General features: G+C 63.4%; 17 protein-coding genes. 10 read left to right on the top strand and 7 right to left on the bottom strand.

Features of this window, described 5'->3' with window-relative positions; all coding sequences use genetic code 11:
- Positions 1-228: 228 nt before the first annotated feature.
- The 8 genes from QAZ22_RS01920 (at position 229) to QAZ22_RS01885 (ending at position 7,180) form a co-directional block, all read left to right on the top strand.
- On the top strand, positions 229-918 hold the full coding sequence (locus QAZ22_RS01920; protein WP_278207766.1) for a L,D-transpeptidase: 690 nt from the start codon (positions 229-231) through the stop codon (positions 916-918).
- A gap of 88 nt (positions 919-1,006) precedes the next feature.
- Positions 1,007-2,173: a diphosphate--fructose-6-phosphate 1-phosphotransferase gene (locus QAZ22_RS01915; protein ID WP_278205295.1), complete on the top strand. Its 1,167-nt coding sequence runs from the start codon at positions 1,007-1,009 to the stop codon at positions 2,171-2,173.
- A complete protein-coding gene (locus QAZ22_RS01910) occupies positions 2,173-2,919 on the top strand; it encodes an MBL fold metallo-hydrolase (protein WP_278205294.1) in 747 nt (248 codons plus the stop codon). The genes QAZ22_RS01915 and QAZ22_RS01910 overlap by 1 nt, the downstream gene beginning before the upstream one ends.
- A gap of 188 nt (positions 2,920-3,107) precedes the next feature.
- Positions 3,108-4,652 (top strand): DegQ family serine endoprotease, encoded by a 1,545-nt coding sequence (locus QAZ22_RS01905; protein ID WP_278205293.1) that lies wholly within the window; start codon positions 3,108-3,110, stop codon positions 4,650-4,652.
- 178 nt (positions 4,653-4,830) lie between these two features.
- Positions 4,831-5,442: a molybdopterin-dependent oxidoreductase gene (locus tag QAZ22_RS01900; protein WP_278205292.1), complete on the top strand. Its 612-nt coding sequence runs from the start codon at positions 4,831-4,833 to the stop codon at positions 5,440-5,442.
- A 54-nt stretch (positions 5,443-5,496) separates the two neighbouring features.
- The gene (locus QAZ22_RS01895; protein WP_278205290.1) at positions 5,497-6,243 is read left to right on the top strand and encodes a ferredoxin reductase; all 747 of its coding nucleotides are present in this window, start codon (positions 5,497-5,499) and stop codon (positions 6,241-6,243) included.
- A 398-nt stretch (positions 6,244-6,641) separates the two neighbouring features.
- Positions 6,642-6,848, top strand: coding sequence for a DUF680 domain-containing protein (locus QAZ22_RS01890; RefSeq protein WP_278205289.1), 207 nt, complete (start codon positions 6,642-6,644; stop codon positions 6,846-6,848).
- 101 nt (positions 6,849-6,949) lie between these two features.
- Entirely contained in the window at positions 6,950-7,180 is a 231-nt protein-coding gene (locus QAZ22_RS01885) for a DUF680 domain-containing protein (protein ID WP_278205287.1), read from the top strand.
- A gap of 208 nt (positions 7,181-7,388) precedes the next feature.
- Here QAZ22_RS01885 and ugpC read toward each other — a convergent pair whose 3' ends face one another.
- The 6 genes from ugpC to QAZ22_RS01855 all read right to left on the bottom strand — a co-directional run bounded on the left by ugpC (position 7,389) and on the right by QAZ22_RS01855 (position 14,275).
- A complete protein-coding gene (ugpC, locus tag QAZ22_RS01880) occupies positions 7,389-8,501 on the bottom strand; it encodes a sn-glycerol-3-phosphate ABC transporter ATP-binding protein UgpC (protein WP_278205286.1) in 1,113 nt (370 codons plus the stop codon).
- A gap of 35 nt (positions 8,502-8,536) precedes the next feature.
- Positions 8,537-10,201 (bottom strand): alpha-glucosidase, encoded by a 1,665-nt coding sequence (locus QAZ22_RS01875; protein ID WP_278205285.1) that lies wholly within the window; start codon positions 10,199-10,201, stop codon positions 8,537-8,539.
- Positions 10,202-10,205: 4 nt separating this feature from the next.
- Complete coding sequence (locus QAZ22_RS01870; protein ID WP_278205284.1) at positions 10,206-11,360, bottom strand: carbohydrate ABC transporter permease; 1,155 nt, start codon at positions 11,358-11,360, stop codon at positions 10,206-10,208.
- A 1-nt stretch (position 11,361) separates the two neighbouring features.
- Positions 11,362-12,375, bottom strand: a complete 1,014-nt coding sequence (locus tag QAZ22_RS01865; protein WP_278205283.1) for a sugar ABC transporter permease — start codon at positions 12,373-12,375, stop codon at positions 11,362-11,364.
- A 283-nt stretch (positions 12,376-12,658) separates the two neighbouring features.
- The gene (locus QAZ22_RS01860) at positions 12,659-14,014 is read right to left on the bottom strand and encodes an ABC transporter substrate-binding protein (RefSeq protein ID WP_278205282.1); all 1,356 of its coding nucleotides are present in this window, start codon (positions 14,012-14,014) and stop codon (positions 12,659-12,661) included.
- An 18-nt stretch (positions 14,015-14,032) separates the two neighbouring features.
- Positions 14,033-14,275: a hypothetical protein gene (locus tag QAZ22_RS01855; RefSeq protein ID WP_278205281.1), complete on the bottom strand. Its 243-nt coding sequence runs from the start codon at positions 14,273-14,275 to the stop codon at positions 14,033-14,035.
- A 99-nt stretch (positions 14,276-14,374) separates the two neighbouring features.
- Here QAZ22_RS01855 and QAZ22_RS01850 point away from each other — a divergent pair, with 99 nt between their 5' ends.
- Positions 14,375-15,397, top strand: a complete 1,023-nt coding sequence (locus QAZ22_RS01850; RefSeq protein ID WP_278205279.1) for a substrate-binding domain-containing protein — start codon at positions 14,375-14,377, stop codon at positions 15,395-15,397.
- Between the two features lie 170 nt (positions 15,398-15,567).
- On the opposite strand, the gene QAZ22_RS01845 is transcribed toward QAZ22_RS01850, so the two are convergent.
- On the bottom strand, positions 15,568-16,533 hold the full coding sequence (locus QAZ22_RS01845; RefSeq protein ID WP_278205278.1) for an AraC family transcriptional regulator: 966 nt from the start codon (positions 16,531-16,533) through the stop codon (positions 15,568-15,570).
- Between the two features lie 168 nt (positions 16,534-16,701).
- On the opposite strand from QAZ22_RS01845, the gene QAZ22_RS01840 reads away from it, so the two are divergent.
- Entirely contained in the window at positions 16,702-17,121 is a 420-nt protein-coding gene (locus tag QAZ22_RS01840) for a nuclear transport factor 2 family protein (RefSeq protein WP_278205277.1), read from the top strand.
- Positions 17,122-17,150: the final 29 nt, after the last annotated feature.

Genomic DNA, 17,150 nt, shown 5'->3' with positions numbered 1-17,150 from the left:
CTGGCTTGCCTGGCTCCTCCGGCGATGTGACGGGCCATTAGGGTTAAGCCCGGCCTCGCGCCTTTCACGCTTTCTCAACCATGAATGATGAAAATGCCAGCCATTCGGCCGGACCGTGCTTCCCGCCGACAGCGTAGGGTTTGGTGTATGCGCGAGTTGCCGCAAAGTCTGACGCCGCCTTCGAACGGCGAAACCGTCGAAACCGAAATTCCGCTTTCCCGCCGCGCCATGCTTTCCGGCATGGGCGCCGTGGCGCTGCTCGGCATCGCCGGCTGCAGCACCACCGAGACGCTCGATCTGCCGCAATTGCAGCTCGACGACACGACCACCGGCTCGGTGCATCCGATGCGACCGGCGATCAGCGTCGACAAGAACATCACCGGCCCGGACGTGATGTATGCTTCGCTCACCGATGGCGGCTTCCAGGTGCCCGCCGTGCCATGGCAGAAGGTCAAGCCGGAATTCCGCCGCCAGATCGTCGTCGACAAGACCGGCGAGGCGCCCGGCACCATCGTCGTCCACCTGCAGGAGCGCATGCTCTATCTGGTCCAGCCGGGCGGCGACGCCATCCGCTACGGCGTCGGCATCGGCAAGGACGGCTTCCGCTGGTCGGGCCGCGCCAACATCCAGTACGGCAAGGAGTGGCCGGTCTGGACGCCGCCGCCGGAGATGATCCAGCGCAAGCCGGAGCTGGTGAAGTGGCAGGGCGGCCAGCCCGGCGGCCTCACCAATCCGCTCGGCGCCCGCGCGCTCTACATCTACCAGAACGGCAAGGACACCGGCTACCGCATCCACGGCTCGCCGGAATGGTGGAGCATCGGCCAGGCGATGTCGTCGGGCTGCGTGCGGCTGATCAACCAGGACATCATCGACCTCTACAACCGCGTGTCCAAGAGGAACCCGGTCGTCGTCGTCTGATCCGCCATCAGTGAGTTTTCTTCCGTTGCGCGATGCCGCAAGACAGGCGAAGGTGCCCTGAAAACCTTCGTCTCGGGAGAAGAAGATCATGGCCGGAACTTTCGTCATCGCGCAGGGCGGCGGCCCCACCGCCGTCATCAACCAGACGGTCGTCGGCGCCACGCTGGAGATCCGCAAACGGCATCCCGGCGCCAAGGTGCTGGGCTCGATCCATGGCGTGCGCGGCATCCGCGACGGCAACTATGTCGACCTTTCCGCCATTCCGGAGGACCGGCTGCGGCTGATTGCCGGCACGCCGAGCGCCGCCCTCGGCTCGACCCGCGACAAGCCCGATGCTGCCTATTGCGAGGTCATCCTCAACGGCCTGAAGAAGGCCGGCGCCGATGCCTTCATCTATATCGGCGGCAACGACACCTCGGGCACCCAGCAGATCCTGACCGATGCCGCCGGCGGCACGATGGCCTTCGTGCATGCTCCGAAAACCATCGACAACGATCTCGAGGAGAACGATCACACGCCTGGCTTCATTTCGGCTGCCGAATTCGTCGCCGGCGCCTTCCTCTCCGTCGATCTCGATTTCCGCGCGCTGCCCGGCATCTATGTCGGCATCGTCATGGGCCGGCATGCCGGCTTCCTGACCGCCGCTGCTGCCGCGTGGCAGCTCGATCCGGACAGCGGTCCGCATCTCGTCTATGTGCCGGAGCGCGCCTTCTCCGCCGAGCGTTTCATCGACGATGTGCGCAAGACGCTCGACCGCCACAAGCGCTGCATCGTCGCCGTTTCGGAGGGCGTCAGCACCGCTGACGGCAAGGCGCTGGTCGAAAGCCTGGTGCCGCCGGAAAAGCTCGAGCGCGACCAGCACGGCAACGTCAAACTGTCGGGCAGCGACCTGCCGGCGGCGCTCGAGCGCGCGCTGGCCGAGGGCCTGCCGGGCAAGCGGGCCCGCGTCGACGCGTTGGGCTACATGCCGCGCGGCTATGTCGGCGCGATCAGCCCCGTCGACGCCAAGGAGGCCTTCGATGCCGGCGCATTCGCGGTTGCCGTCGCCGAGGAGGGCGGCGGCTCGGTGGCGCTGCAATATGATGGCAAAAAGACCGTGCTGAAGAAGGTGCCGCTGAAGGCGGTTGCCGGCAAGACGCGCCACATGCCGGACAACTTTATGAAGCCGGACGTCAACCAGTTGTCCGAGGCCGGCATGGCCTATCTCAAGCGGCTGGTGCCGGAAAAATACAAGGTCGGGAAGCCGTTCGTCTGATGGGCGACCTCGTTGTGGGCGACTGGTTCGGCAAGGCGATTGTCGATGCCGGGACGACGATGCTGACCGAGCCGTTCGTGCATGATTTCGTGCGCGCCAACATCTGGCATCTCGAGGGCCGTGATGCCGACCTGCTGGTCGACACCGGCATGGGCATCTGGCCGCTGGCGCCCGAGATCGAAACGCCGGCTGGCAAACCGCTGATCGTCGTCGCCACCCACATACATCTCGACCATGTCGGCTCGCTGCACGAATTCCCGCTGCGTATGGGGCCAAAAGTCAGCGCGGCGCAGTTCGACGACATGGATGATGCCGTCACCTATGCTTACATGTTCCACAATCTCGACGGCGCGGTATCAAAGCTGCCGGCGCCCGCCTGGAAGGCGGCCGACTATCGAATCCCGTCGGCGCCGCTCACACGAGCGCTCGACGAAGGCGATATCGTCGATCTCGGCGACCGGAAATTCCGCGTGCTGCACCTGCCGGGACATTCGCCGGATTCGATCGGGCTGTTCGACGAAGCCGACGGCCTGTTCTTCGCCGGCGACGCGATCTATGACGGCATGCTGATCGACGATCTGCCGGATTCGGATCGTGCTGCCTATTGCCGCACCATGCAGCGGCTGCTCGACCTGCCGATACGCGTCGGCCATGGCGGTCATGGCCCGAGTTTCAACGGCCAGCGCATGCGCGAGATCGCATCCGCCTATCTGCGCCGGAGAGAGCGGTTCGTGAGCGTTCTCTGAATTAAATCTTCGTAAGGTCGCGCCAAAACCCTAATTCGGGCCATTCCACGCCCTAGATGCAAGGCTGTCGATCCGGCCGGCTGCCATGCATGGCGAGACAGGCAATCCCGGTCGCCGACACACCGACGGGCGCGTCCCTGAGAACCACCCGCGGCGCCGGATCAACTCTCGCCCGGACAGAAACGACCATGTCACCCATCAGCATTCTTCGCAGACATCGCGTCGCGGCCCTGCTGGGCGCTGCGCTGATCATTACCCCCGTTGTCGTCTCCTTTGCGCAAAATGAGGGCAACAGCGGCTTGAGCAATGTGGCCGCGACGACCCAGACCCCCGTCGCCGGCATAACAGCGCCCAACGGCTCGTTCGCGCCGGTCGTCGCCATCGCCAAGCCGGCTGTCGTGACCGTGACGACCATGATGAAGGCGCAGCCCGGAGCGATGGGCGATGGCTCGCCCTTCGACGGCAATTCGCCCTTCGATCAGTATTTCCAGCAGTTCTTCGGCGACCAGGGCATCCCGATGCCGAAGACGCCGCCGCAGCAGTCGCCGCGGCAGGAGGCTTTGGGCTCCGGCTTCATCGTCGGCGCGGACGGCACCATCGTCACCAACAACCATGTCGTCGACGGCGCGACCTCGATCAAGGTGACGCTCGACGACGGCACCGAGCTACCCGCCAAGCTCGTCGGCCACGATGCCAAGAACGATCTGGCGGTGCTCAAGATCAAGGCGAGCAAGCCGCTGCCGACCGTCAAATGGGGTGATTCCAACAAGCTGATGACCGGCGATCAGGTGCTGGCGATCGGCAACCCCTTCGGCATCGGCACCACGGTCACCGCCGGCATCGTCTCGGCGCGCGGCCGCGACCTGCACAGCGGGCCGTTCGACGATTTCATCCAGATCGACGCGCCGATCAATCACGGCAATTCCGGCGGTCCGCTGGTCGACGTCAGCGGCAATGTCGTGGGCATCGACACCGCGATCTATTCGCCCAACGGCGGCAGCGTCGGCGTCGGCTTCGCCATCCCATCGAATCAGGCGCAAAAGGTCGTCGCCAAGCTGATGAAGGGCGGCGATATCGAATACGGCTATCTCGGCGTGCAGATCCAGCCTGTCACGCCGGATGTCGCCGGCGCCATCGGCCTCGATCATCCTGGCGGCGCGCTGGTCGCCCAGGTCACCGACGGGTCGCCAGCGGCCAAGGCCGGTATCGAGACCGGCGACGTGATCACCGGTTTCGGCGGCCAGGAGATCAAGGATCCGAAGGACCTGTCGCGCGCCGTCGCCGATGTCGCGCCCGGCGCCAAGGAGACGCTCAACGTCTGGCGCAAGGGCAAGGCGCTCCAGATCTCGGCCGATGTCGGTCGCAACACCGAGGATACGCAGACCGCTTCCAATGGCGAGGAGGGCAAGCCGTCGGCCAAACAGGGCCTGGGCGTGCCGTCGCTCGGCCTCGGCCTGACCGATCTCACGCCTGACATCCGCCAGCAGCTCAACCTCGCCGACAACCAGCGCGGCGCCGTCATCGAGCGCGTCAATCCGGACAAGGCAGCCTCTGTCGCCGGCCTGCAGCCCGGCGACGTCATCGTCGCCGTCGACCAGACGCCGGTGAGGAGTGCCAGGCAGGCGAACCAGGCGCTCGCCGAGGCCGCCAAATCCGGCAAGAAGTCGGTGCTGCTTCTGGTCGACCGCGCCGACGCGCAGATATTCGTTGCCGTGCCCTTCGCCGCTGGGTAGTACCCATAAAGACCTGCCGGCGGGGAGCAATTTCAGGAAAAGTGCGTCGCGGTTTTCCGTCCGAAATTGCGTCAAACAAATATCCAGTCGGCAGGTCCTCTTTCAAGAAACCGGTTGCCCGTCGGGGCGTCTTCGAGAAGACTGCGGCACAACCTGCCCAATCGAAGGAGGCGTCTCGATGGTCACCCGCGGCTTCTTTTCCGGACGGCGTCCTCCATCGGACACCGATGCGCGCATCCCGCGGGGGCAATATCTGGAACAGGGTTTTCCGGTTCTCTCGGCAGGGCCGACGCCGCGCTTGCGCACCGAGGACTGGTCCTTCACGCTCAAGCATGGGCCAAAGCCGATCAAGAAATGGAACTGGGCCGAATTCAACGCCCTGCCGCAAAACAAGATGACACGCGACATCCATTGCGTGACCGCCTGGACCAAGTTCAACACGCCCTGGCAGGGCGTGTTGATCGACGACATCCTCGCCGATGCTGGCATCGAGCCGCCGACTGGCTTCACGCTGGCGCATTCCTTCGACGGCTATTCCACCAACGTGCCGACCAAGGACCTCGTTACCGGCAAGGCGATGGTGGCGCTGTTTTACGAGGGCAAGCCGATCGCTCCCGACCACGGCGGACCCGCGCGGCTCCTGGTGCCGCACCTCTATTTCTGGAAGTCGGCCAAATGGGTGAACGGTCTGCAGTTCACCGAACGCGACGAGCCCGGTTTTTGGGAGCTGCGCGGCTATCACATGTATGGCGACCCCTGGCGCGAGCAGCGCTATTCAAGCGATCCATGAGGGGCGATCCATGAGGGGCGACCCCGTGAGGGGCGACCCCGTGAAGGGGGACCCATGAGCGCCGAACCGCAGCCGCAGTCGCCGTGGCAGACGGCCACGATCAGCCGCGTCGAAAAGCGCACGCCGCGCGTCACCAGCTTCTGGTTCCAGCCGTCGCGTCCGTTCACCCATCTGGCGGGGCAGCATGTCGATGTCAGGCTGACGGCGCCGGACGGCTATCAGGCGCGCCGTTCCTATTCCATCGCCTCGGCGCCTGAAGCAGGCGCCGCCATCGAGCTTGCGATCGAGCGGCTCGACGATGGCGAGGTTTCGCCTTTCTTCCACGACGTGGCGGAGGTCGGCGACGAGATCGAATTGCGTGGACCGCTCGGCGGCCACTTCATCTGGGAGGTGAGCGACGGCGGGCCGATCCTTCTGGTCGGCGGCGGTTCCGGCGTGGTGCCGCTGATGGCGATGGTGCGCCACCGCACCCTGCAAAGATCGGCTGCGCCGGTCGCGCTGGTGTTTTCGGCGCGGACCTGGGACGAAGTGATCTTCCGCGATGAATTGATCGGCCTCGACAACCGCCGCGACGGCTTCGATCTGGTGCTGACGCTGACGCGCGAGCAAGCCCGGCGGCCCTCCGACTATTCCCGGCGTGTCGACGCCCATATGATGGCGCAGGCCATGGAACGGCTGCCGAAGGCGCCCAGGCTCGCCTATGTTTGCGGCTCGAATGCGTTCGTGTCGGCCGCCGCTGCAGCCATCATCGACGCCGGCGTTCCGGCAGGGCTCATCCGTACGGAGCGTTACGGGGTTTGAAGCGGCACGGACCTGTGGCCGGCACCGCCTCCGAATCGCGTCCCTGATCAGCCTCGAAAGGGTCAACAGTATCGAAAAGTGACTATTAGGAGATTCTAAAATCGAACCGAACGGTTCGTTTCTGTTGACGGTGCGTGCAGGAGGGGTGAACATTGGCACTCCGATGCACTTGGTGAGTCAAGTGCCATGATCAGGTAACACACTGATTTAAAAGCAAAAAAATAGATGATAGGCATGCTCATCATAATTTCAAGATGTGGACTCATGGTCCAGCCGGAACAACTTCGTGATTGGAATCCGGCAGCCGGCTCACCCACATCGGGGCTGTCCGAACGACGCGATTTCATTCCCAAGACACGCCGCTAGACGGACGGAAAAAAGATACTGGAGTACCAAAAATGAAAAAGATTGTTCTCACTGCCGCCGCCCTTCTGGCCATTTCCGGCAGCGCCTTCGCCGCGAGCGACAACTATGGTTCCAACGGCGCCAACCAGCCGGCTGCCGCGGTCGACACGTCCTACACGGCTTCGACCCACAAGTCGGCCCCGGCCGCTCAGCAGCCGGTCACTCAGGGTGCTGACCGCAACCTCTTCGGCAACAACTAACTGCCGAAGCGCGGCCGTGATCCGAAAATGAGGGGCCACGGCCGACAGGAGATAGACGGCGGGGTTCACCCGCCGCCTCCAAGAATTCAGGAGTACTGAAAATGAAGAAGATTGTTCTTGCCACCGCGGCCGTTCTGGCCCTGTCCAGCGCTGCCTTTGCGGCCAGCGACAACTACGGCTCCAACGGCGCCAACCAGCCGGCTGCTGCAGTCGACACCACCCGCACCTCGTCGGTCGGCTCCGACTCGCCGGTCCGCAAGCTGCTGAACTCGTCGAATGACGCGCAGAAGTCGGCCCCGCAGGGCAGCGACCGAAACCTGTTCGGCCGCTAAGCCTCCGGCATTCCAAGCCGGCATTCCAAGTAAGAAAAGAGCGGCGGGCCATGCCCGCCGCTCTTTCTTGGCAGGTGCTGCTTGAAGCAATTCCACTCCAGAGCGTTTCACCGTTTCACGGAAACGGCGAACCGCTCTATCTCTTTGTTTTTACGCAATTCCGAACGGAAAGCCGCTTACATCTTTCCTGGAATTGCTTTAGCCGGTTTCAGGCCGCCTTCGCCTCGTCGCGATGCAGCGTGAAGGAGTGGCCGTCGGCGTCGAAGATGTGCAGGTCGCCGGCGCTGGCGTTCAGCCGCAAGGTTTCGCCGCGCTTGACCTCGACATTGCCGGGCAGCTTGGCCACCAGCGGCAGGTCGGCGCGGCCGATATCGACATAGACGAGCTGAACCTCGCCGAGCTGTTCGATATAGTCCACCTTGCCTTCGAACAGGTAATCCGTGCCGGTGGCGATCGCGAGATCCTCCGGCCGCACGCCGAAGCTCACCGCGGCGCCGTTGGCCGAGGCGGGCGTCGCGATCGGCACGGTCGCCTTGCGGTCGCCGACATGGCTGACCACGGTCGGGTTGCCGGCCTTCTCGATCTTCGCCGGCAGGATGTTCATGGCGGGCGAGCCGATGAATTGGGCGACGAACAGGTTGCCCGGCCGCTTGTAGAGCTCCATCGGCGTGCCGACCTGCTCGACAACGCCTTCCTTCAGCACCACGATGCGGTCCGCCAGCGTCATCGCCTCGACCTGGTCGTGGGTGACGTAGATCATCGTCGTGTTCGGCATCTGCTCCTTCAGCTTGGCGATCTCGATGCGGGTGGCGACGCGCAGCGCCGCGTCGAGGTTCGACAGCGGCTCGTCGAACAGGAACACTTTCGGATTGCGCACGATGGCGCGGCCGATGGCGACGCGCTGGCGCTGGCCGCCCGACATCGCCTTGGGCAGGCGGTCGAGATATTTGGTGAGCTGCAGGATTTCCGCCGCCTGGCGCACGCGCTTGTCGATCTCGGCCTTGCTTTCCTTGCCGATCTTCATCGAGAAGGCCATGTTGTCGTAGACGGTCATATGCGGATAGAGCGCATAGGACTGGAACACCATGGCTATGCCCCGCTTCGACGGCGGCACGTCGTTCACCACCTCGCCGTCGATCTGGAGTACGCCGGACGTGATCTCCTCCAGGCCGGCTATCGACCTCAGCAAGGTCGACTTGCCGCAGCCCGACGGTCCGACGAAGACGATGAACTCGCCCGATTTGATGTCGAGGTCGATGCCGTGGAGAATGTTGAGATTGCCGTATGATTTCTTCACCTGGTTCAGGGTGACATCGGCCATGTTTTCTTCCTCCCAGTGATTGTCTGTCGCCAAACTCAGTCGATCCGCCCGAACCAGGCGCCATAGCCGCCGAGGCGGATGGTCCCGGTGCCAGCTTGTCCCGAAAAGCCATGTCCCGGCAAGGGCTGCAGCGAGCCATTGCCGAAATCGATCTCGGCCGGCTTGCTGCCGAGGTTGAAGACGCAGGCGATGCGCTCGTTGCCTTCGCGTCGCGTGAAGGCGACGGTATCGCCATCGCTTTCGATGAAATCGATATCGCCCTTGCCCAGCGCGGGGTGCTGGCGCCGGAAGGCGAGGAAGCGCCGATAGTGCTCGAGCAGCGAGCTCGCATCGCCCTGCTGCACGTTGACCGCCTGCGAAAGATGCTTGCCCGGCACCGGCAGCCAGGGTCTTGCGGTCGAGAAGCCGCCATTCTTGGCCGCCGCCTCCCACACCATCGGTGTGCGGCAGCCGTCGCGGCCCTTGAATTCCGGCCAGAAACGGATGCCGTAGGGGTCCTGCAGGTCCTCGAACTTGAGTTCGGCCTCGCCGAGGCCGAGCTCCTCGCCCTGGTAGATGCAGACCGAGCCGCGCAGCGACATCAAGAGCGCCGAGATCACTTTGAGATAGGCGGTCGGATCCGCCTCGTTGGCGGCCCAGCGCGAGGCCACGCGCATCACGTCATGATTGGAGAAGGCCCAGCAGGACCAGCCGTCGCTGGCGACCTGGCCGAAGGCCTCCAGCACCGCGCGCACCTTGGCGGCACTGATCTTTTCCGGCGCCAGGAAGTCGAAGGAATAGCACATGTGAACGCGCTTGCCGTCGGCGGTGTAGGCGGCCACCACTTCCAGCCCGCGCTGCGAATCGCCGACCTCGCCGACGGCGGCCTGCGCCGGATATTCGTCGAGCAAGGCCCGGAAACGCTCGAGGAAACCGAGGTTTTCCGGCCGGCTCTTGTCGTAGATATGGTCCTGGTAGTTGTAGGGGTTCACCGCCGGCGCCGTCTGGTCGTTGCGTTCTTCCGGCGGCAGCGGCGGGTTGTCCTCCAGGCCCTGGCTGTGGAAGTAGAAATTGATGGTGTCGAGCCGAAAACCGTCGACGCCGCGTTCCAGCCAGAAGCGGGTAACATCGAGCAGCGCGTCCTGCACTTGCCGGTTGTGGAAGTTGAGGTCGGGCTGCTCGGCCAGGAAATTGTGCATGTAGTATTGCTGGCGGCTGGTGTCCCACTGCCAGGCCGAGCCGCCGAAGATCGACAGCCAGTTGTTGGGCGGCGTGCCGTCCGGCTTCGCGTCCGCCCACACGTACCAGTCCGCTTTCGGATTGGTCCGGCTGGAGCGGCTTTCCTTGAACCAGGGGTGGATGTCGGCGGTGTGCGACAGGACCTCGTCGATCATCACCTTGAGACCCAGGCGATGGGCTTCCGCGACAAGCGCGTCGAAATCGGCCAGCGTGCCGAACATCGGATCGACGTCGCAATAGTCCGACACGTCGTAGCCGAAATCCTTCATCGGCGATTTGAAGAAGGGCGAGATCCAGATGGCGTCGACGCCCAGCGAGGCGATGTAGGGCAGCCGCCGCACAATGCCTTGCAGGTCGCCGATGCCGTCGCCATTCGAGTCCTGATAGGAGCGCGGATAGATCTGGTAGATCACCGCGCCCCGCCACCAGTCGCGGTCGACGGCGGGGTCTGGTCTCGAAGTCGCCTTCAAAGCCGATTGCATTGTCTCAACCTCCTTTCACCGAGCCGGCAAGCAGCCCGCGGACGAAATAGCGCTGCAGCGAGAAGAAGACGATCAGCGGCACGATGATGGTCACGAAGGCCGACGTCGTCAGGATCTCCCAGTCGCCGCCGCGCGAGCCGAGCAGCGCGTTGAGCTTGGCCGTCAGCACGATCTGATCGGCCTCGGTGCCGAGGAAAACCATCGCCACCAGAAGATCGTTCCATACCCACAGGAATTGGAAGATGGCGAAAGAGGCGAGCACCGGGAAGGACAGCGGCAGCACGATCTTGACGAAGATCTCGAAGTCGCTGGCGCCGTCGATGCGCGCCGATTCCATGATCTCGCGCGGCAGGCCGGCGATGTAGCTCCTGAGCAGATAGATGGCGAAGGGAAGGCCGAAGCCGGTATGCGCCAGCCAGATGCCGAGATAGGTCTTCGACGGCACGCCGAAGAAGCTGCCGACGCCATTGTAGAGTTTCAACAGCGGGATCAGCGACATCTGCAGCGGCACCACCAGCAGACCGATGATGACGGCGATCAAGAGCGCCCGGCCGGGAAAGCGCATCCAGGCCAGCGCATAGGCCGCGAATGCGGCGATCAGGATCGGGATGACCGTCGAGGGAATGGTCACCGTCAGCGAGTTCATGAAGGAGCGGCCGATGCCTTCCGAGAACAGCACGGTTTTGTAATTGTCGGTGGTGAACTTCGGCGGTGCCGACGAGGCGAAATAGACGCGCTGGCCGCGCTCGCCCTCGAAGGCCTTAGGCGAGGAAAGAACGAAGCTGCCGTCGGCATTCATCTGCAAGGTGACGCCGTCGCCGAGATCGGCGGCCGTTCCGGCCGCGTATTGTGTCGGCGCCGACGACTTGACGCCGAAGGCGCTGATGTTGCGCTTGGCGCCGTCGCCGAAGATATTGCCCTCGATGACATATTTGCCGTCCTTCTGCGCCTGCGCCGAAGCGGCCGGCAGCCGTCCGGCTTCGGTCTGGCTGGAGCTGGCGAAGGAATTCCACCAGCCTGAGGCGATGATCTGGTCCTTGTCGCGCAGCGACGAGACGAGGATGCCGAGCGTCGGCACGGTCCAGATCGCCACGAAGACGAGCACCGCGATGTGGACGCCGAAGCGGCTGGCAAAGGACTTTCCGGTCTTGGCGGTCATCTCAGTGCCCTCCCGTCTCTTTGTTGGCCTGACGGATGTTCCAGACCATGATCGGAATGACCGCGATCATGATGATGATGGCGATGGTCGCGCCGCGGCCGAAGTCGCCGCCGCCGCGGAACATCCAGTCGAACATCAGGTTGGCGAGCACCTGGCTGTTCCACTGGCCGTTGGTCATCGTCAGCACGATGTCGAACACCTTCAGCACCAGGATGGTGATGGTGGTCCAGACAACGGCGATCGTGCCCCAGATCTGCGGCACCATGATCTTCCAGAAGATCTGGAACGGGTTGGCGCCGTCGATGACCGCGGCTTCGATCGTCTCCTCAGGAATGCCGCGCAGCGCCGAGGATAGGATCACCATGGCGAAGCCGGTCTGGATCCAGATCAGGATGACCATCAGGAAGAAGTTGTTCCAGAATGGCAGCGATATCCATACCTGCGGCTGGCCGCCGAAATACTGGATGATGGAATTGAGCAGGCCGATCTGGACCTGGCCTTCACCGCGATACTCATAGATGAATTTCCAGATCACGCTGGCGCCGACGAAGGAGATCGCCAGCGGCAGGAAGATCAGGCTCTTGGCGATCGTGCCCCACCAGATCTTGTCGGTGAGCACGGCGATGATAAGCCCGAGGAAGGTGCATGCGGCAGGCACCACGGCGAGCCAGATGATGTTGTTGAGGATCGAGTTGCGAAACTCGCGATCGCCGAACGCCCATTCGTAGTTGGCGAGGCCGACGAAGCTCGCACCGCCGCGGTCGAGGAAGGATAGCCTCAGCGTCTCGACGACCGGATAGATCAGGTAGATGGTGAGGATGATCATCGCCGGCCCGACGAAAAGCCACGGCCGGACCAGCCCCTGCCGGCGCAGATTGTCGACGGCGGCAGTGCCGGAGACGCCGCGCGACGGGAAGACGACGTCGAGCAGTTTGTTGGCGCCCCAGAAATAGGCGACACAGCCGCCGACGCCGATGATGATGACGAATATGGCCGAGAAAATCTGAGCCGCCATAGGTCCCTCTCCCTGCGCATGACCGGCCAGGCAAGTCCTGGCGATTGGGTGCACCGATTGTACTTAAAGCGCGCCGCGATCTTTCAAGTTCGCTCCATGCGCTTTAAGTCGCTGTTTTGATGCATGTCGTCTCCCCAAAACCGCTGCGCACTTTTGGGCGACATGCACTATCCGGAACAATCGAACGCGAAGGCTTCCGGCGTGGACCGCCGGTCGGATCCGGGCCGTGGCCCGGATCCAGTAGGAGGATCAGTAAGGTCTGAGTTCAGCCGCGTCCGGCGGCTTACTTGATGGCATCCCAGCTCTTCTGGATGTCGGTGGCGACGTCCTGGGCGGACTTGCCGCCGACCAGGTCGATCATGCCGGTCCAGAAGGAGCCCGCGCCGATCTTGCCGGGCATCAGGTCCGAGCCGTCGAAGCGGAACGTCGAGGCGTTGGCCAGGATGTCGCCCTGTTTCTTCAGCGCCTCGCTGGCATAGGCTTCCTTGTTCACCGCCTTGTACGGCGTCACGAAGCCGCCCTGCGCCATCCAGATCTCATGCGCCAGCGGCATCTTCAGGAAGTCGATGAAGGCACGCGCGCCCTTGGAGTCCTTGGTGATCATGACCAGCGTGCCGGCGCCGAGCACGGGCGTGCCGAGATCGGGCTTGGAGGCATAGGGCGGATAGTAGAAGAAGTCGGCGTCCTGGCCGATCTTGGTGCCCTGCGGGAAGAAGGTCGGAATAAACGAGGCCTGCTTGTGCATGTAGCATTTCGGCGGCACCGAGAAGAGCCCCTTCGGGCTGTCGCGGAAGTCGGTCGCCGCGACCGCCTTGGCGCCGCCGTCGACCATCTTGTCGTCGGTGGCGATCTTGCCGAAGACGTCGATGGCGTTGACCACGGCCGGGTCGTTGAACGGGATCTCGTTCTTCACCCACTTGTCGTAGACGTCGGGGGTCTGCGTGCGCAGCATGATGTCTTCGACCCAGTCGGTCGCCGGCCAGCCGGTGGCGCCGCCGGAGCCGAGGCCGATGCACCAGGGCTTGCCGCCGTCGGCGATGATCTTCTTCTCGAGGTCGGCGAGTTCTTCCTGCGTCTTCGGCACCTTGTAGCCGGCTTCCTCGAAATTGTCCGGCGAGTACCAGACCAGCGACTTCACGTCGGCCTTGTAGGGGAAGGCGAAGAAGCCTGGCTTGCCGTCCTTGTCCTTGAAGGTGCCGAGGTCGACCCATGACTGGCCGGCGCCGTAATTGTCCTTCACCCATTTGGCGGTGTCGTCGCCGAGCGGAGTGAGCAGGCCCTTGGAAGCGAGGTCCTGGATGAGGCCTGGCTGCGGCAGCACGGCGATGTTGGGCGGGCTGCCGGCCTGGGTGTCGATGACGATCTGCTGTTCGTAATTCTCCGACGAGGAGTATTTGATCTCGGCGCCGGTGGCTTCCTGGAAATATTCCAGAACGGTGCGCACCAGGCCCTCGTCCTCGCCGCGCCACGGCCCGAAGATGGTCAGCGTCTCGCCCTTGAGATCGACTTTCTTGAGCTCGTCGTAGTTCGCCCAGTGGAAACGCGGGTCCTCGCCCGGCTTGAACTTCAGTTCGGCTTGCGCCGGCAGGCTGAAAGCGAGCGCGGCGAACGCGGCGCCCAAGAGAAGCATTTTCTTCATCGCAATTCCTCCCAGTGGTCAAACAGTTCGGACGAAACCTCCATCTCGTCCGCCGACGCCCGCGGAACTGTGACTCAGCGAGAAGGCAACCGCAACCTTTCGGAGAGTCTTCCAAAGCGCTTTGGCTTTGTCGATCTCGCCATTGAATTGGCCGGAAGTCAAGAGGGTTGCGGCACTAATCGATTTAAATTTCTTCGCGACTGGCGAGAAAGTGCATTGCAGCATGCTTTTTTGGCGCTGCAGCAGCAATTTTTGCTTCAAACTGCCTTTTCCCGACACTAAGGTCATTCCGTCTGGCGGCATCGCCAGTCGTCATCGGATCGATTCAAATTTAAAGCGCTTTGAGGCTGGAGGCCTCCGATGAACCTCAAGCAACTCTCGCACATGCTGTCGCTTTCGCAGACCACGGTAAGCCGCGCGCTGAACGGCTACCCGGAGGTCAACGAGGAGACGCGGCGCCGCGTGATGGATGCCGCCAAGCGCCATGGCTACCGGCCGAACCCCAGCGCGCGGCGGCTGGCCACCGGCAAATCGGGAATGATCGGCTATGTGCTGCCGACCGGCAACACCGTCGACATCGATCCGCATTTCGTCGAGTTCCTCTCCGGCCTCGGCGACTATGCCCGCTCGCACGAACTCGACCTCGTGCTCTCGCCCGCCGATGCCGACGACCAGGAGACCACCTACCGGCGTATCGTCGCCAACCGTCAGGTCGATGCCGTCTACATCTCCTCGCCGCGCCCCGCCGACCGGCGGCTGGCGCTGGTCAACACGCTGGGCATCCCCTTCATCGTCCACGGTCGCAGCGAGGGTTTCGATTTCGACTACCCGTATCTCGACATCGACAATGAGGGCGCCTTCCACGAGGCGGCGAGGCTTCTCGTCCAGCTCGGTCACAAGCGGCTGGCGCTGATCAATGGCGACGACCGCGAGACTTTCGCCATCCATCGCGAGCGCGGCGTGCGCCGGGCGCTTGCCGCGAGCGGGCTTACACTTGGCGAACGCCACATCTGCTCGCTGACTATGACCGAAGAAAACGGCTATCACGCCGCCCGCCGCCTGCTCGAGCAAAGCGAGCCGCCGACGGCGATCGTCTGCTCCAGCCTGATCATGGCGCTGGGCGTCGTGCGCGCCGTGCGCGATCTCGGCCTCGCCATTCCGGGGGATCTGTCGCTGGTCGCTCACGACGACGTCTTCCCCTGGCTGCGGCCCGAAAATTTCCCGGTGCCGCTGTCGACCACGCGCTCCTCGATCCGCCTCGCCGGCGCCCGCGTCGCCGAGCGCCTCGCGGCGCGCATCTCCGGGCTGGAAGAGGGGAAGCGAGGCGAAGTCTGGCCGGTCGATCTGGTGATAAGGGGATCGGTCGCGGGGGCGCCGGGGTAGAAGTTGACTCAATACTTTAAGTGATCGAGTTCGATGCATGCTGCCGCGTTAGTAGACTTGGTGGCGATTAGGGATGGAAGAATGGACGACGATTTGGGACCATGAGTTGGCCGGGTTCGGACAGCGCTCGATTACCTTTCAATTCGAGAAAGGTTCCTATCGCGTTGAAGTCAACGATAAGGAGCAAGATCAGATCGACGTGGTCGCGTCGCGTCCCTTTCCACCATTCTGAAGCTATTTCTGTATGCGCCCGGCGCCTGACCGACAATCCGGTTGAAGGCCTGCGAAAATGACGGTGCTGAATCATAGCCGACGGTGTGGGCGATCTTCTCAACCGTCTGGTTCGTCTCCCGCAATGCCCGGGCGGCGAGGTTCATTCGCCATCGCGCAACATAGGTCAGCGGCGGCACTCCCATGAGACGGGTGAACCGCCGGGCGAAGGTCGCCCGGGACTGCAACGCACGCTTGGCTAACTCGTTGACGGTCCAGGGCTCCGTCGGGGCTTCATGGATGAGGCGGAGCGCCCGTGCGATACCCTTGTCACGCAAGGCATCAAACCATCCACCTCCCCCCAGGGGCCGGCTGTCAACCCAGGCGCGCAGGAGGAAGACAAGCGCGCTATCGAGGAGCCGTGGCGCCGCGATGTCATGCCCCGTCATGTCGCTGACGGCCTCCAGGCGCAAAAGCTCGACCACCAGATGCAAGGATGGATTTGCCTCGATCTGCGCGCGGGTCAGATGAATCAGTGGTGGCAGCAGCGAGATCATCGGATGCGGTGTCCCCTCGTCCAGCGAGAACTTCGCGCAGAGGAGCGTCGTCGCTTCGCTATCGTGAGAGTTGCCCGTGCCGGCGGCCGCCTTCGACAGCATGGCGGCGATCGGAGCGAGGGGCGCATCGACCGGGTTGCTAAGGGCATGCGCTACACCGCTGGCAACGAGGATGATGTCGCCCTCGGACACATTGATCGGCGCTTCCGCGTCGGGCAGGCGCAGCCAGCAATCGCCGTTCTGCACGAGATGGATAGCCGCGCCGCGAGCCGGATCCACCGCGATACCCCAAGGCGGCGCAAGGCGCGCGTAACCGATCACTGCGCTACCGAGCCGGACCGAGGACAGAATCTCCGATAAAGCGTCCATACTCTTATTTTCGTTTCCCACCCAGGGGACATGTGAGACGTGCGGATAGGGAATTGCAAGTATAGACCATCGAATGTCTCATGCGACGCACCTAGGTTCATCCAGCGACGGCACGGCGCCACATTTCAGCTCCGGCCGGATACAGGAAGCCCAAAGGACGCTCGAACCATGAACGATCAGGAAAAGACACCTTCACACAGTTCCACCGGCAGCATCCTCGCCCGCAACAAGGCTATCGTACTCGACTTCATCGAGCAGGCAGTCAATCGAGGAAATATCGATGCCGCCTCCGCACATTTCGGCGATGCCTACATCCAGCACAATCCGAATATCGCCGACGGGGTCGACGGTTTCTGCAGCTATGTCCGGCAGCTTCGCCAGACGTTCCCTGACGTCCGCGGCGAGGTGAAGCGGATCGTCGCGGAGGGAGACTATGTTGTCGTCCACATGCTGGCCAAGAGGGATGCGAAGGAGGCGGGCCTTGCCATCGTGGACATCTTCCGCCTGGCTGCCGACAAGCTCGTCGAGCATTGGGAGGTCCGGCAGCCGATTGCTGAAAGCGATCTACATGGCAACAGCATGATCTGACACGGAAGCTGCCTGCGGCCACCCGCGAC

Source organism: Mesorhizobium sp. WSM4906, assembly GCF_029674625.1.
In the GTDB taxonomy this organism is placed as follows: domain Bacteria; phylum Pseudomonadota; class Alphaproteobacteria; order Rhizobiales; family Rhizobiaceae; genus Mesorhizobium.
Note: the sequence above shows the minus strand (reverse complement) of the source record. Positions and strands in the feature narration are given on the sequence as shown.